This window comes from Mycolicibacterium flavescens (genome assembly GCF_001722335.1).
In the GTDB taxonomy this organism is placed as follows: domain Bacteria; phylum Actinomycetota; class Actinomycetes; order Mycobacteriales; family Mycobacteriaceae; genus Mycobacterium; species Mycobacterium flavescens.
On sequence record NZ_MIHA01000011.1, the window covers coordinates 109,592 to 125,637 of the forward strand.

The following is a 16,046-nucleotide window of genomic DNA, read 5'->3' on the forward strand; positions in this document are numbered from 1 at the left end:
TGGTGGTGGCGCCTTGGCTGTCGGTGACGGTGTAGGTGAAGCTGTCGGTGCCGTTGAAGTCGGTGGTGGGGGTGTAGGTGTAGGTGCCGTTCGGGTTGAGCACGAGGGTGCCGTTGGTGACGTTCTGACCCAATGTGACGGTGGTGGTGTCGTTTTCGTCGATGTCGCTGATCGGGACTGCGCCGTTGTAGGTGTTGTCTTCGTCGACCTCCACCGCGGTGTCGTTGGTGGTCGGTGCGTCGTTGACCGCGTTGACGGTGATGGTGACGGTCGCGGTGTCGGAGTCCTCGGTGCCGTCGTTGACCTTGTAGGTGAACGTGTCGGTGCCGTTGAAGTTTTCGTCCGGGGTGTAGGTGAACGAGCCGTCGTCGTTCAGTGTCAGGGTGCCGTTGGCCGGGCCGCTGACGAGGATGGCTTCGAGGGGGTCGCCTTCGACATCGGTGTCGTTGCCCAGCACGCCGCCGGCCGCCGGGATGGTCAGCGGGGTGTCTTCATCGGTGCTGTAGGCGTCATCGACCGGGGTCGCCGCGTCGTTGACCGCCTCGACGGTGATCGTGACGGTGCCGGTGGTGAGGCCGCCGTTGCCGTCGGACGCGCGGTAGGTGAACGAGTCGGTGCCGTAGAAGTTTTCGTCCGGGGTGTAGGTGAAGGTGCCATCGGCGTTGAGCACCAGGGTGCCGTGCTCGACGTCCTGGTCCACGGCGGTGGTGACAGTGTCGCCGTCGATGTCGCTCGTGGAGACCGAACCGCTGTACGGAGCGTCCTCGTCGGTGACGATCGAGTCGTCGCTGGCGACCGGGGCGTCGTTGACCGGCCTGACCGTGATGCTGATCGTGGCGACCGTGCTGATTGCGCCCTCGGCGTCGGTGGCGCGGTAGGTGAAGCTGTCGGTGCCGTTGAAGTCGGCGTTCGGGGTGTAGGTGTAGGTGCCGTCGTCGTGCAGGACGAGCTGACCGTTGGCCGGCCCGGCCACCACGCTGCTGGTGATGGTGCTGCTGTCGACGTCCGAGACCGGAAACGACCCGGTGAAGGCGTCGTCCTCGTCAGTGGCCACCGAATCGTCGCTCGCCACCGGCGGATCGTTGGACGCCTCGACCGTGATCGACACTGTCCCGACCGCCGTGCCGCCTCTGCCGTCGCTGACGGTGTAGGTGAACGTGTCGGTGCCGTTGAAGTTCAATGTGGGTGTGTAGGAGAACGAGCCGTCGGCATTGAGGGTCAGCGTGCCGTTGGCCGCATCCGAAAGCAGTTCCACCGCAAGGAGATCGGCTTCCGGATCGCTGTCGTTGGCCAGCACATTGCCCGTCAGCGTGGTGTCCTCGCCGATGGTGTAGGAGTCGCTGCCCGGAACCGGCGGGTCGTTCACGGCGATCACCGTGATCGTGACCGTGGCGGTGTTGCTGGTCGCGAAGCTGTCGGAGGCCGTGTAGGTAAATGTGTCGGTGCCGTTGAAGTTGGCGTTCGGTGTGTACGAGTACGAGCCGTCGGGGTTGAGCGTCAGCGTCCCGTGTGCCGGCCCCGAGACCAGCTGTGCGGTCAGCTGATCGCCGTCGGCATCGGTGTCGTTCGTCAGCACATTGCCGGTCCGCGTGGTGTCCTCGTTGGTGCTGACCGCGTCGTTGTTCGCCACAGGCGCGTAGTTGACGTCTCGGACCGTGATGTGGACGGTGCTGACCTCGCTGGAAGCCGAGCCATCGAATGCGTAGTAGGTGAACGAGTCTGGGCCGTTGTAGCCGGTCTCCGGCGTGTAGGTGAACGTGCCGTCGGGATTCAGGGTCACGGTGCCGTTGGCCGGGCCGTCGACCAGATGCGCGGTGAGGTTGTTGCGTTCCAGATCCGAGTCGTTGGACAGCACGTTGCCGGTCAGGACGGTGTCCTCGTTGATGGTGTACTCGTCGTCCACGGCGACGGGGGGATCGTTGACCGGCGTCACCGTGATGATGACGAGTGTGGGTGTGGTGGTGGCGACTTCGTCGGTGGTGGTGTAGGAGAAGAAGTCGACGCCGTGGAAGTCCGGCGGCGGGGTGTAGGTGAAGGTGCCGTCCGGGTTCAACGTCACCGTGCCGTGCGCGGGTGGCTCGTCGAGCGACACGGTCAGGGTGTCGTCGTCCACGTCGCTGTCGTTGTCGAGGACATTGCCCGAGACAGACTGGTCCTCTTGTGTGGAGTAGAAGTCGTCCTCGGCGACCGGTGCGTCGTTGACCGCGGTGACCGTGATGGTGACGGTGCCGATACCGCTGTCGGAGGTCCCGTCGGAGGCGGTGTAGGTGAACGAGTCGGTTCCGGCGAAGTTCTTCGCCGGCTTGTAGGTGAAGGTGCCGTCCGCGTTGAACGTCAGCGTGCCGTTCGCCGGTCCCGACACCAGCTCGGCGATCAACGAATCACGGTCGGCGTCAGTGTCGTTGGACAGCACATTGCCGCTCAGAACGCTGTCCTCGACGATGGTGAAGTTGTCGCCCACCGCGACTGGCGCACTGTCGACAGGCGTGACGGAGATGACGACGAGGGCCGGCGCGCTGGTGGCTACACCATCGGAGACGGTGTAGCTGAAGGTGTCGGTGCCGTGGAAGTTCGCGGCAGGCGTGTAGGTGAAGCTGCCGTCGGCGTTCATGGTCAGCGTGCCGTGCGACGGGGGTGAGAACACCGTCGGGGTCAGCGTAGTGCTGTCCACATCGTGGTCGTTGGTGAGGACGTTGCCCTGCAGGGTGCCGTTTTCGTCGACCGTGAAGCTGTCGTTGGCCGCGACAGGGGCGTCGTTGACCGCATCGACGGTGATCGACACGGCCCCGGTGGCGGTGCCGCCCTGACCGTCGGAGACCGCGTAGGTGAACGAGTCTGTCCCGGCGTAGTTTTCGTTGGGGGTGTAGGTGAACGAGCCGTTCGAGTTCCACTGCAGCCCGCCGTGCGAGGGACCGGATACGACCGTCGCCGTCAATGGGTCGCCGTCGGCGTCGGTGTCGTTGGTCAGCACGTTGCCGTGGAGTGTCGAATCCTCGCCGATGGTGTAGGAGTCGGGCGTCGCGACCGGGTCATCGTTGACGGCCGTGACCGTGATCCGCACAAGAGTGGAGGCGCCCGCCTGGGTGCCGTCGTGCGTGACGTACGAGAACGTGTCTTCACCAACGAAATTCGTGTGTGGGGTGTAGGTGAACGACCCGTCGCCGTTGAGGTGGACGGAACCGTGGCTCGCCGGTGTGTCGAGGATGGCGGTCATGCCGTCGCCGTCGGGGTCGCTGTCGTTGTCGAGCACGTTGCCCCCGACGGGTGTGTCCTCGTCGGTGGTGTAGGAGTCGTCGACGCCCACCGGCGCGCGGTTGACCGGGGTGATGACAATCTCCACCCGCGCGTTGCTGCTGAGTTCGCTGTTGGACGCGGTGTAGGAGAACGCGTCCTCGCCGTGGTAGTCGGGGTCCGGCTCGTAGTGGAACGAGCCGTCGGGCCCGAGCGTCAGCTTGCCGTACTGGGGTTCGGTCAGCGGCGCCGCGGTCAGCGTTTCGCCGTTCGGGTCGCTGTCGTTGGCCAGGACGTTGCCGGTGAGCGGGTTGCCCTGTTCGGTCTGGTAGTAGTCGTTGGCCACCACTGGAGCCTGAACTCCGGGCGCAACGACGGTGACCCTGATCCTGGCGGTGTCGGTGTGCCCCCAGTGCGGCCGCAGGAAGCCGAGCAGCCCGTGCATGTGGAAGCGGGTGTGGGCGTCGCTGGCGGTGACGCGGAATTCGTCGACCCCGGTGAAGCCTTCGTCTGGCGTGTAGGTGTAGGTGCCCGTCGCCTGGTCGACGGTGACCGAGCCGTACCTGGGGCCGCCGGGAACGCCCTGCGTCGGCACGTAGTACTTCAGGCCGTCGCCGTCGAAGTCGTGGACATGGAAGGGAATCGGGTTGCTCTCCTGGCCGGGACCCAGGACCAGCGTGATCTCCTCGGGCACCACGATCGGCGTCCGGTTGAAGAACGTGCGCTGCACCTCGCGGCGCACCCAGCTGAGCAGCGCCCACAGCAGCGGCGGCTCGCACGGGGCCGGCCACGGCGCCAGAATCGGCGCCAGAAGTGCGGACACGAAGGCAGAGGCGAGCTCCACGACCGTCCTGGGCGGCGCCAGCACGCTGTGCAGCGGGTTGACGGTGGGGGGGACGGTCGTCGTCGATGACAAGGCATCGGGCGTGCTCGAGTGAGCGTCATGGGCGGCGGCGCTGAGCAACGCCTCCGGTGCTTCTGTCGTTTCCGAGGGCGTCGTCTCCGTGGCCGAAGAATCGGTATCGGCCGGTTCGGGGTCGGCCGTCGGCGTGGTACCGGAAGGCGAGTCGTTGTCGACCGACTGCGTTGGCGCCGAGCTGGTTTCGGGCTCCTCGGTGGTGACGTCCTCCGGGGTCTCCTCGATGACGACTGGTTCTGTCGGCAGGATCTCGGGCTCGGTGGTCGGGGTAGCGGGCGTGGACGTTGTCTCGTCCTCGTCCTCATCCTCGTTCTCATCCGTCGCCTGCCCGGCGTCGTTGGTCGAGTTGTTCAGGCCACCGGAGTTACCGACCTGCATCCCGTCGTCGTCTTTGTCGGCAGGATCGGGCTCGGATGTCTTGGTGTTCGAGTCGGAGGAGTTGTCCGAGGGAGTCGGGGTGGTCGTGTCGGTCGACTGCGTCGAGGTGCTCGGGGACTCGGGCGACGGTGAGTCCCCGGAGGTGGTGTCGGTGTCGGCGTGCGCGACTCCCAACCCGTGGCCGGTGCTCATCGCCGCGCCGACGCCGAGTGCCACCGCCAGCGCGCCGACCCGGCCGATGTAGCGCGAGTAGTTCGCCGCGGTGATCGGTCGGGCGGCAGTGGGGTAGTGGTGGTCGACGCCCAGCGTGAAGGTGGGGTACGTCGCCTGCGGGGTACCGGCCCTCTTCAGGTGACGCGGCTTGGCCCGGTCGACGCGACGGCGTGCCCCTGGGGTCATGTTGTCTGCTCCCACCGCGTGCTACTCCCACCTCGAACGCCTGGTTAGGGCGAATGTGTCTTGCTTGGCGCGTTGTCCCGGTACGCCCGTATGGGAAGACGCGCTAACGGAGACTAGCAAAATTTTACGGGCAAGTTAAATAATTGCGCAAGCAATCAAGGCGGTGCGCGCGGCGTTGGGCGACGTCACGGGTGCGCGAGTCGGCGCGACCGGTCCGGGTGCGCTTCTTGCCGGTCGGACGGATGTAAAACAATCCCTGAACCTGCGGATTGATTGGGCGTCGCGAGGCGCTCCGCGCGGCACGCCGGCCTGAGCGCCCGGAGCGCCAGTTGATCGCGATGTCAACCATCAAAAGTCACCTCATCCAGGTACTCCGCCCCTCGGCAGCAAACTCAGTCAGTTGATAAAGACAACTAATCGGCCCCGATGTCGCAACTGTCGCGTGTGATCGGGCAGGTACAAGCGTTCACTGATGTGAAGCCCGCCACAAAGCCTGTTTACGCATTGACGATCGCTCTCAAAGCGCGCACGGTGTACATATGTTCACTCAAACGCTCACGCGACGGGTGCTTCGATCGCCTCTGGTCGACCTGCTCACCGGTCCGCACGGCGTGGACCGCTACACCGAGCTCGTCGACCCGACCTGGACCCAGACCGAGGCGCGCGCAGAGATCGTCGCCGTCCGGCGGCAGACGGCTCGCAGCGTCACCCTCACCCTCGCGCCGAACCGCGCCTTCACCGGCTTCCGGGCCGGCCAGCACATCAACGTCGCCGTCGAGGTCGATGGCCGTCGCCGCGTCCGCCCGTACTCGCCGGCCAACGCCGAAGGCGCCGGCCACCTCGAGTTGACGATCGGACGTCATGACGGCGGCCTCGTGTCGAACTACCTCTACGACTACGCCCGCCCGGGGATGACCGTCGGCCTGGACAATGTCGGCGGCGACTTCGTGCTGCCCGCCGACCGCCCGCATCGCATCGTGTTCGTCTCCGGCGGATCCGGCATCACCCCGTTGATGTCGATGCTGCGCACCCTGCGCGCCGAGAACTACGACGGCGAGATCGCGTTCATCCACTACGCGCGCGCCGCGGAGGAGGCCTGCTACCGCGAGGAACTCGCCGCCATGTCCGGTGTGCGGGTACTGCACGGCTACACCCGGTCGACGGCGGGCTCCGACCTGTCCGGCCGCTTCGACCCGGCGCACCTCACCGCGGCGATGCCCGGTGTGGACGCCGCGACGCCCGTATTCGTGTGCGGTCCACCGCAACTCGCCGATGCGGTCCATCGGCACCACGCCAACACGACGTCGGAGAGCTTCGTACCCCCGACCTTTAGTGCGCCCTCGCAAGCGTCCGGCGGCGTCGTCGCTTTCGCCGACGCCGGCCTGCAAGTTACCGACGACGGCCGACCCCTGCTCGAGCAGGCCGAAGCCGCCGGGCTCACCCCCGAAAGCGGATGCCGCATGGGCATCTGTCACAGCTGCACCCGCCGCAAGACCCGCGGCGTGGTGAAGAACCTGATCACCGGCGCGGTGTCGGGTCCCGACGCGGAGGACGTGCAGATCTGCGTGTCTGTCCCTGTCGGCGACGTCGACCTCGCGCTCTGAGCACGAAGGAGTTCGACATGACTGTCCTCACTTCAGCGCCACAGACACTGGAAAAGACCGTCGCGGGCCGCAAGGTCACGCTGACCGCCGAGCAGGCCGAGGCTTTCGGCCGCGAACTCGACGCGCTCAAAGACCGGGTCATCGCCGACCTCGGTGAGCGCGACGCCACTTACATCCGCCGAATCATCAAGGCGCAGCGCGGCTTCGAGGTGGCCGGACGGGCACTGCTGTTCGGCGGGATCTTCCCGCCGTTCTGGCTGGCCGGCACCGCGATGCTGGGTCTGTCGAAGATCCTCGACAACATGGAGATCGGCCACAACGTCATGCACGGCCAGTACGACTGGATGGGTGACCCGGCGATCTCGAGTCGAGCCTTCGAGTGGGACACCGCCTGCCCGAGCGAGCAGTGGCGCCACTCGCACAACTACATGCACCACACCTACACCAACATCGTCGGCATGGACCGCGACGTCGGCTACGGCATCCTGCGGATGAGCAAGGATCAGCCGTGGCAGCCGTACTTCCTCGGTAACCCCGTCTACGCGTTCCTGCTGATGGTGCTGTTCCAGTACGGCGTCGCGCTGCACGAGCTGGAGACCGAGCGCATCCGCGCCGGCGAGATCAGCATCGCCGACAAACGCGAGATCCTCGAAGGCATCTGGCGCAAGACCAAGCGGCAGACGCTCAAGGACTACGTCGCGTTCCCGTTGCTCGCCGGGCCGTTTGCGCCGTGGGTGTTCACCGGCAACCTGACCGCGAACCTGATCCGCAACGTGTGGTCGTACATGATCATCTTCTGCGGACACTTCCCCGATGACGTGCAGGAGTTCTCGATCGAGGAGACCAAGGCCGAGACCCGCGGCCAGTGGTACTTCCGCCAGGTCCTCGGATCGGCGAACCTCACCGGCGGCAAGCTGTTCCACATTCTCAGCGGAAACCTGTCGTTCCAGATCGAGCACCACCTGTTCCCCGACATCCCGGCCCACCGGCTGGCCGAGATTTCTGAACAGGTCAGCGAGATCTGCACCCGCTACGGCATCCCCTACAACAAGGGCTCACTGCCGCGGCAGTTCGCGACGGTGGTGCGCAAGATCGTCAGGCTCGCGCTGCCGGGCTGACGGGGATGACGCGGCGCAGCGCGTGGGCCGAGCCTGCGAGCGCGCCGAGCGCCGAGCCGAGCCGTCGAGCGGGTGCGCCGAGCGCCGTCGGGTGCGCCGAGTGTAGGGATTTTGGTGCGAAAACGGCCGAATGACGCAAAGATCTCGACTCTCGGCGCGGAGGACTCTCGGCGCGGAGGGCTCGGGTGCGCGGAGGCTCGGGTGTGCAGGGCTCGGGTGCGCGGAAGGTGTGCAGGGTTCGGGTGCGCGGGCCGCGGCGGGTGCGCCGAGCGTCGGTGCGCAGGAGCGCACGAGCTAGCGCTGGCAGACCGGACACCAGTAGGACACCCGATCGCCGGAACTGTCCGACAGGATCGGTGTGCCGCAGCGGCGGCAGGGTCGCCCGCGACGGCCGTACACCCACAGGTCGCGGCCGCCGCGGGTGTCGCCGGTCGTGGTGCGGTTGACCCGAGACCTGTTCAGCCACAGCATGTCCCGCGCCCGCTGTACCATCCGCAGCGGGTCCTTGACGTTGGCGACCGGGGTGGTCGGCAGATAACCCGTCACGAAGCACAACTCGTTGGCGTACACGTTGCCGACACCGGCCATCACGCGTTGGTCCAACAGCGCCTCGGCCAGCGGACGATCCGGGTCCGCGACGAGGTTGGCCCGCGCGACGCGCGGCTCCCAGTCGTCGCCCAGAAGGTCCGGGCCCAGATGGGCGACGACCTCCATGTCGTGCTCGCGCTTGAGGATCTCCAACACGCCGAGGTCCACGCCGGCGGCCCGAGAGTCCGCGGTCGCCAACAGTATTCGGATCTTGTGCTCGGGCGTCCGGCGGATCTGTTCGCCGATCAGCCAGGCGCCTTCCATCTTCAGGTGCGAGTGGATGCTCGCGTCGCCGACGCGGATGAACAGGTGTTTGCCGCGGCTGAGGACCTCGTCGACGACGCACCCCGTCAGGTCGACGGTGGCGAACTTCGGCACCCGCACGTCGCAGCGGGTCAACTCCTTGCCGACCAGCGCCTCGCGCAGTTTGGTCGCGGCGCGGTAGACGGTGTCACCTTCGGGCATGGGTCAGCGTAACCGCAGGCCGCGAGGGGTCCGCGCGAAACCAGCCCCCAGCAGTGCGTCGTGCACCGCGGCGCGTTCGCCTTCGGCGCCGGGCTCGAGCACCGAGACCCCGTTGACCTTCTCCACCAGCAGCGCGCCGACCCGGCCACCGCTGACCAGTTCGGCCAGCGCCGCCGCGGCCGCCATGTGGGCGTCGAGATCCTGGCCGAAGCTCAGCAGCGACCGCCCGCCGCGTTCGAGGAACCACACCAGCTCGCCGTCGACCAGCGAGACAAGCGCACCCGCCTTGCGGCCGGGACGGTGTGTGACGTCGTCATTTCCGTTCTTGCGCGACGGCCACGGCAGCGCGGCGCCGTACGGGTTGGCCGGATCGGCGGCCGCGAGCACCACGGTGTCGTAGTTGCGGCGGTCGGCGTCGACCTCGTCGGAGAAGGTCCGCAACCGGTCCACCGTCGAGGCCACCGCGAACTGCGCGCCGCCCAGCGACTCGACGAAGTAGCCGCGCTGGCAGCGGCCCACGTCCTCGAACGCCGTCAGCACCTTGTAGAGCATCGCGAAACCCCCGGGCACCCCCTCGGCGCCGGCCGCCCCCTTGGTCAACACGCCGTGGCGGTTGAGTAGTAGCTCGGCCTGAAAGTGCGCGCGCACAGTCGATTCCGGCTCGGGCGTCGGCAATGCCGACCAGCGCCCGGCCACCGTCGGATCGGCGTTCCTCGTCTGCGGGTGCGCGACGCTGTAGCGGCTCAACCGCGGCGCACGCTGCCTCTGCCGGTGCGCGGGCGCGCCGCGTCTGCCGGCGCCGCGGCTTCCGAGCAGCATCGCCCGCACGGGTGCGAACGTGTCACCGGTCACCCAGCCGCCCCAGATCAGCTCCCACAACGCCTGTTTGAGTTGGTCGTTGGGGTTCTCGGCGAGTTGACGGAAGAAGTAGGCGCCGCCGCCGCTGAGCGTCTCCAGAAGGGTGCGGTGGGTGTCGGTGAGGTCCATCTGCGTCGGGGCGCCCAACGTCAGCGGCGCCGATTCGGCGGCGTGAAAGGCGATCCAGCCGTCGCCGCCGCCGATCGGTCCGGCGCCCGACCACATCACCTCCCCGGAGGCGAGCAGTTCGTCGAGCATCGCGGGCTGGTAGTCGCGCACCCGCTGGCCGAACACCAGAGGTTCGACCGCCGACGCGGGAACCGCCACACCGGCCAACTGGTCGATCACCGTGGCCAGTCCGTCGATGCCGTGCGCCGACCCGACCTGCTGCCAGGCGGGCAGGAACCGGCCGTAGGCGGCGGTGCTCACCGGTTCGACCTGCGCGCGCAGCGCGGCCAGCGAGCGCCGGCGCAGGATCTTGAGCACGTCGGAGTCGCACCACTGTTCGTTGGCGCCCGCTTCCGCGGCGGCCGGGATGTCGGTGAACTCGCCGCGGATCAGCTTGCCGTCCACGGCCATCCGGCCCAGCACGTCGCCGGTCACGCGCAGGCCGAGGCCGAAGCGCGTCGCCGCGTCGTGGGTGCTGAACGGTCCGCGGGTGCGCGCGTAGCGGCCCAGCAGTTCGCCGAGCGGATCGTCGACCGATTCGGTGAACGCCGTGGGCACCCCGACCGGGACCGCGACGCCGACGCCGTCGCGCAGCAGCCCGATGTCCTCAATGGCCACCCACCAGGTGCGGTTCGCGTACGACACGGTCAGCGCGCGCTTGGCGGCCCGCAATCCGTCGAGCCAACCCGCAACCTCCGGCGTCGTCGCGCGTTCGGCGATCTCGTCCTCGGTCAACGGGCCGAGCAACCTCAGCAGGTCGGCCACCCCCTCGGCGTCGCGGGCCCGCCGGTCCTCCGCGAGGTGCTGAAGCTGGTTCGTCGTTGTCGAAATCACCTGCGGGTCGAGCAGTTCGCGTAGTTCGACGCGGCCCAGCAGCTCGGCCAGCAGCACGCTGTCCAGCGACAGCGCCGCCGCCCGGCGCTCCGCCAGCGGGCTGTCGCCCTCGTACATGAACGCACCCACGTAGCCGAACAGCAGCGACGCCGCGAACGGCGACGGGGTGGACGTCTCGACCTCGACGATGCGCAGCCGGCGCTGCGCGACACGGTGCATCAACTCGGTCAGCGCAGGCACGTCGTAGACGTCCTGCAGGCACTCCCGCACCGCCTCCAGCACGATCGGGAAGTCGGGATACTTGCGGGCCACGTCGAGCAGCTGCGCCGCGCGCTGGCGCTGGTGCCACAGCGGCGAGCGTTTCCCGGGGTGCCGGCGTGGCAACAGCAGTGCGCGCGCGGCACATTCGCGGAACCGCGACGCGAACAGCGCCGAACCACCGACTTCCGCGGTGACGACGGGTTCGATCTCGTCGGCGTCGAACACGAACAGGTCCGCGCCGGGGGCAGTGTCTTCGGTGTCGGGCAGCCGCACGATGATCCCGTCGTCGGACGCCGTCGGTTTCTCCTCGATGCCGTAGCGTTCCCGCAGGCGTCGCGACACCGCCAGCGCCAGCGGCCCGTGCACCCGTAACCCGTAGGGGGAGTGCAGGATCACGCGCCAGTCGCCGAGTTCGTCGCGGAACCGTTCGACGACGAACGTGGTGTCCGACGGGACCACCCCGGTGGCCTGGCGCTGGTCGTCGATCAGCTGCCACAGGTTGTCGGTGGCGAACTGGTCGAAACCCATGGTCTGGCAACGCGCGTCGAACTCGTCCTTTCCGAGGCCGGCGAGCTCACCGGTGAACGCGCCGACCGCCGCGCCGAGTTCGGCCGGGCGGCCGACGCCGTCGCCGCGCCAGAACGGCAGACGCGCCGGCTGGCCCGGCGCCGGGATCACCAGCACCCGGTCGTGGGTGATCTCGGTGATCCGCCAGCTCGTCGCGCCCAGCGAGATCACGTCCCCCGGGCGCGACTCGTAGACCATCTCCTCGTCGAGTTCGCCGACCCGCGAGGGCTTTTCGGACTCGGTGGCTAGATACACGGTGAACAGGCCGCGGTCCGGGATGGCGCCGCCGCTGGTGACCGCCAGCCGCTGCGCACCGGGCCGCGCGGTCAAGGTGCCGGCGTCGCGGTCATACACCAGGCGGGGCCGCAGCTCGGCGAACTCCGTTGACGGGTACTTGCCCGACAGCAGGTCCAGCGTCGCCTCGAACGCGCTGCGCGGCAGCGTCGCGAACGGGGCGGCGCGGCGCACCGCGTCGAACCAGCGGTCGGCGTCCAGGGGTTCCAGCGCACACGCCGCAACCGTGTGCTGAGCCAGCACGTCGAGCGGATTGGTCGGCACCCGAAGGGTTTCGATCTCACCCGCGAGCATGCGGGTGACGGTGACCGCGCAACCGATCAGGTCAGTGCGGTGCTTGGGGAACAGCACGCCCTGGGAGATCTCGCCGACCTGGTGGCCGGCCCGACCGATGCGCTGCAGCCCGCTGGCCACCGACGGCGGCGCCTCCACCTGGATGACCAGATCGACTGCGCCCATGTCGATGCCCAGCTCCAGGCTCGACGTTGCGACGACCGCCTTGAGCCGGCCGCTCTTGAGGTCGTCCTCGACGATCGCGCGCTGCTCCTTGCTGACCGAACCATGGTGCGCGCGGGCCAGCAGCGTCGGCGCGCCCGAGGCCTGTCCGCTGCCCATGATGTGGGCGGGCGAGCCGCCCGCGACGCCGGTGTTGGGTCCGGTTTCCACGTCGACCCCAGTGCGTTCGGCGTGAATCTCGTTGAGCCGCGACGTGAGTCGCTCGGCGAGGCGCCGCGAGTTGGCGAACACGATCGACGAGTTGTGCGCCTCGATCAGATCGACGATGCGTTCCTCGACATCGGGCCAGATCGTGTTGTTCTCCAGGTTTGCCATATCGGGCACCGGGACCTGCACCGACAGGTCGAACGTCTTGGCGGCGGGCGGGGCGACGATGGTGGTGGGCGCCTGACCGGACAGGAAGCGGGCCACCTCCTCGGGCGGGCGCACGGTCGCCGACAGCCCGATACGCTGCGCCGGCGTTTCGAGCAGCTGGTCGAGCCGTTCCAGCGACAGGGCGAGGTGCGCGCCGCGCTTGGTGCCTGCGACCGCGTGCACCTCGTCGACGATCACGGTCTGCACGCCGGCCAGCGTTTCGCGGGCCGCGGAGGTCAACATCAGAAACAGCGACTCGGGTGTGGTGATCAGGATGTCGGGTGGCCGCGTGATCAGCTCCCGGCGCTGGGCCGGGGTGGTGTCGCCCGAACGCACGCCGACCCGGATGGCGGGCGCGGGGACGCCGTGGCGGTCGGCGACCCGGGCGATGCCGGTCAGCGGGGTGCGTAGGTTGCGTTCGACGTCGACGGCCAGTGCCTTCAGCGGCGAGACGTAGAGCACCCTGGTGGCCGGCAGTTCGGGGTTCGGCTCGGCTGCGGCCAACCGGTCGAGCGCCCACAGGAACGCCGCCAGCGTCTTACCGGAGCCGGTGGGCGCGATGACCAGGGTGTTGTCGCCGTCGGCGATGGCCGCCCAGGCGCGGGCCTGGGCGGGTGTGGGTTCGGCGAAGGTGCCGGTGAACCACTCCCGGGTCAGATCGCTGAACCGGGCGAGGGGAGAGCCGCTCATCGTCTTCCATGGTGCACCCCGGTACCGACAACTTTTCTGCGGCTTGGGGGCGCTACCCGTCGCTGAGCGACTGGTAGCGCACCGAAATCACAGGTCAGCGGCGCGAGGGGGCGACGGCGTCGCGCAGCGCGGCGGGGATGCCGGGCACCCGGCCGACCGCATCGAGCAGCGCGTGAGCGCACGAACCGGCGAGCTGGTCGGCGTCGATCGACGGGTCCAGCAGCCGCTGGCGGCACATCTCGAACGTGTACGCCAGCCACGCGTACACCGTGATGCGCAGATCGCGTTCGACCTTCGAGTCCAGCTCGTCGCCGACCGCGGCGTTGATCCGCCCGAGGATCCGCTGGGCCTGGCGGTCGTTGTCGGTGTCCTCGATGCCGCGCAGCACCGGGTCCGAGCGGCCCATCCCGACGTACGCCGCCCACGCGCCGTGCGGGAACTCCTCGTCGTAGCGCAGATAGGCCAGCACGCCGGTGCGCAGCTGGTCGAACAGGCTCTGCCCCGGATCGGGCGGGGTGTTGGTGGCCTCGAACAGCCGCTCGCCCTCGGCCCGTACGACGGCGGCGAAGAACGCCCGCTTGTCGGGGAAGTAGTGGTACATCAGTGCCCGCGACACCCCGGCGCGTTCGGCGATCTCGTCGATGCGGACCTCGTCGTAGGGCCGCTGCCCGAACACCTCCGCCCCCAGCGCCAGCAGTTCGTTGCGGCGATCGTCGGGGGACAGGCGCCGGCGACCCGACGAGTCGCCTGCGCGACGGGCGTCGGGCTTGGACATGGTCCTCACACTATTACCCGACCCCTGTCGCACCGGTGACGCGTCAGATTCGCCCGCCGGGGAACATCGTCTTGACCACCTGGGTGATGGTTTCGCGTGCGGCGGCCTCGCCGACCGGTTGCAGTGAGCTGATCGCCATCACGTAGCGGCGGTCCGGCCCGATCACCCCGGTCGACACGTGCAATTGGTTGCCGCCGTTCCAGCAGCAGAACCAGCCCTGCTTGACCGCGACCGGTTCGGCGTAGAGCCCGTCGGGGATCCCGAACCGCTGCGGATATCCGTCGTTTCCCGTCGGGGTGGACCGCGCGAGGTTGTTGATGATGATGTTCGCCTGTTCGGGCGGCAGCCCGCCGGAGCCGCTGAGAAGTTTGTCGTAGTAGCGGACCAGATCGCCGGCCGTGCTCAGCGTGACGTCCCATTTCTGGTTGCGTGGCGCCGTCGTACCGGTCAACCCGTAGCGCGCCACGATCCGCGCGATGACGGCGTTGCCGCCGCTGCGGTCCCAAAACGTCTGCGCTGCACTGTCGTCGGAGGAGCGCAGCATCGCGTCGAGTGCCGCGCGGTCCTCGGGCGAGAGTGTGGTCTTGCCCTCGGACTCCTGCAGCAGCAGGTCGTCGGCGATGAACAGCTTGACCACCGAGGCGATGGGGAACGGGGTGTCGGCGCCGTCCGCGATGGTCTGGCCGTTGTTGCGGTCGAGCACGACGGTCTCGACGGCGGCGCCGGCGTCGGCGGCCTCGGCGATGGCCTGCCGCAGCCGCCCGTCCGCCCCCGCCAGCCCGGCCTGCGGTTCGGGCGGGGCCTGCGGGGCGGGGGCCGTCGCCTGCACGGTGTCGACGGCGGGGGGCGGCGCGCCCCAGACCTGCGCCTCGCATCCGGTGAGCAACAGAGCGACGGAGGCGATCGTCAGCGCGCTCGTCATCGTCCGTTTCGTCAGCCGACGACGCATGAAATCTCCTCCGAGCAAAGAACCGTGGTCCGAGTCTGTACCCCGCCGACGGGCAGCCTAATCGCCTGCCGTGGTGGACGTGCCGGTCGTCGACGCCCGGACCACCAGCTCCGGTTGGTACACGATGTGCTGCGGCTCCTCGTTGTTCGCGGCGGCCTCGAGCAGCTCGACGGCGGCGGTGCCGATCTGGGTGCTCGGCTGGCGGATCGAGGTCAGCGGCACCACCGCCGAGCGCGCGAAATCGATGTCGTCGTAGCCGATCAGCGCGATGTCGTCGGGCACGCGCACGTCGCCGCTGAGCACCAGCGCCTGCAGGACCCCGATCGCGAGCAGGTCGTTGGCGCAGAACACCGCGTCCGGCCGGTCTCTGGGTCGGCGCGCCCGCAGCCGGTCTCCGGCGTCGCGGCCGGCGAGCACGCTGAGTTCCGGGGTGTCGAGCACCTCGAGGCTGACCCCTTCATGTCTGGCCACGGCTCTCTGCGCGCCGCGCAGCCGGTCGCTGACCTGGCGAAGGCTGCGCGGACCGCCGACGAACGCGAGCCGGCGGCGGCCGATCGCGCAGAGGTGCTCGGCGGCGAGCCGCCCACCCGCGACGTCGTCGACGGCGACCGACGAGAACGGGGTGCTGCTGGCATCGCGGTCGACCAGCACGACGGGGGTGCCGCGGGACTGCAGCGTGCGCAACCGGGTCAGGTCGTCGCCGACCGGCGAGACCAGCAGGCCGTACACCCGCTGCTCGTCGAAGGCGTCGATGTAGGACCGTTCCCGGGCGGTGTCGTCGTCGGAGGTCCCGAACAGCACGGTCAGATTCGATTGCGCGGCACGGCGTTCCGCGCCGCGGGCCACGTCGGTGAAGAACGGGTTGCCGATGTCGAGGACGATCAGCGCCACACACCGGGACCGCTGCGCCTTGAGCTGACGGGCCGCGTCGTTGCGGACGAATCCCAGCTTGTCGATCGCGGCCTGCACGCGTTCGACGGTCGCCGGGGCGACCTTGTGCGGGGCGTTGAGCACGTTCGACACCGTGCCGACGGACACCGACGCGGCGGCCGCCACATCACGGATCCCCGCTGCCATC

Annotated in this window: 8 protein-coding genes; 2 read left to right on the plus strand and 6 right to left on the minus strand. The window is 68.7% G+C overall.

Features of this window, described 5'->3' with window-relative positions:
* Positions 1-4,927, minus strand: a 4,927-nt coding sequence (locus BHQ18_RS16210; RefSeq protein ID WP_131815699.1) for a cadherin-like domain-containing protein, incomplete at its 3' end; no start/stop codon positions are given.
* A 539-nt stretch (positions 4,928-5,466) separates the two neighbouring features.
* Between BHQ18_RS16210 and BHQ18_RS16215 the strand changes: the two genes are divergently transcribed.
* A complete protein-coding gene (locus tag BHQ18_RS16215; protein ID WP_069414654.1) occupies positions 5,467-6,531 on the plus strand; it encodes a ferredoxin reductase in 1,065 nt (354 codons plus the stop codon).
* 17 nt (positions 6,532-6,548) lie between these two features.
* Positions 6,549-7,649 carry a fatty acid desaturase family protein gene (locus tag BHQ18_RS16220; RefSeq protein ID WP_069414655.1) on the plus strand — a complete coding sequence of 367 codons (1,101 nt, stop codon included), beginning with the start codon at positions 6,549-6,551 and terminating at the stop codon, positions 7,647-7,649.
* A 294-nt stretch (positions 7,650-7,943) separates the two neighbouring features.
* Here BHQ18_RS16220 and nei2 read toward each other — a convergent pair whose 3' ends face one another.
* The 5 genes from nei2 to BHQ18_RS16245 form a co-directional block, all read right to left on the minus strand.
* Complete coding sequence (gene nei2 / locus BHQ18_RS16225) at positions 7,944-8,702, minus strand: endonuclease VIII Nei2 (RefSeq protein WP_069414656.1); 759 nt, start codon at positions 8,700-8,702, stop codon at positions 7,944-7,946.
* A 3-nt stretch (positions 8,703-8,705) separates the two neighbouring features.
* A complete protein-coding gene (locus tag BHQ18_RS16230) occupies positions 8,706-13,244 on the minus strand; it encodes an ATP-dependent helicase (RefSeq protein WP_069414657.1) in 4,539 nt (1,512 codons plus the stop codon).
* A gap of 94 nt (positions 13,245-13,338) precedes the next feature.
* The gene (locus BHQ18_RS16235; protein ID WP_069414658.1) at positions 13,339-14,019 is read right to left on the minus strand and encodes a TetR/AcrR family transcriptional regulator; all 681 of its coding nucleotides are present in this window, start codon (positions 14,017-14,019) and stop codon (positions 13,339-13,341) included.
* A gap of 43 nt (positions 14,020-14,062) precedes the next feature.
* On the minus strand, positions 14,063-14,968 hold the full coding sequence (locus BHQ18_RS16240; protein WP_069414659.1) for a serine hydrolase: 906 nt from the start codon (positions 14,966-14,968) through the stop codon (positions 14,063-14,065).
* 57 nt (positions 14,969-15,025) lie between these two features.
* A complete protein-coding gene (locus BHQ18_RS16245; RefSeq protein WP_069414660.1) occupies positions 15,026-16,045 on the minus strand; it encodes a LacI family DNA-binding transcriptional regulator in 1,020 nt (339 codons plus the stop codon).
* Position 16,046: the final 1 nt, after the last annotated feature.

Coding starts and splice junctions, on each gene's coding strand:
- BHQ18_RS16245 (WP_069414660.1), bottom strand. CDS start 16,045: ATGGCAGCGGGGATCCGTGATGTGGCGGCCGCCGCGTCGGTGTCCGTC.
- BHQ18_RS16235 (WP_069414658.1), bottom strand. CDS start 14,019: ATGTCCAAGCCCGACGCCCGTCGCGCAGGCGACTCGTCGGGTCGCCGG.
- nei2 (WP_069414656.1), bottom strand. CDS start 8,702: ATGCCCGAAGGTGACACCGTCTACCGCGCCGCGACCAAACTGCGCGAG.
- BHQ18_RS16240 (WP_069414659.1), bottom strand. CDS start 14,968: ATGCGTCGTCGGCTGACGAAACGGACGATGACGAGCGCGCTGACGATC.
- BHQ18_RS16230 (WP_069414657.1), bottom strand. CDS start 13,244: ATGAGCGGCTCTCCCCTCGCCCGGTTCAGCGATCTGACCCGGGAGTGG.
- BHQ18_RS16220 (WP_069414655.1), top strand. CDS start 6,549: ATGACTGTCCTCACTTCAGCGCCACAGACACTGGAAAAGACCGTCGCG.
- BHQ18_RS16215 (WP_069414654.1), top strand. CDS start 5,467: ATGTTCACTCAAACGCTCACGCGACGGGTGCTTCGATCGCCTCTGGTC.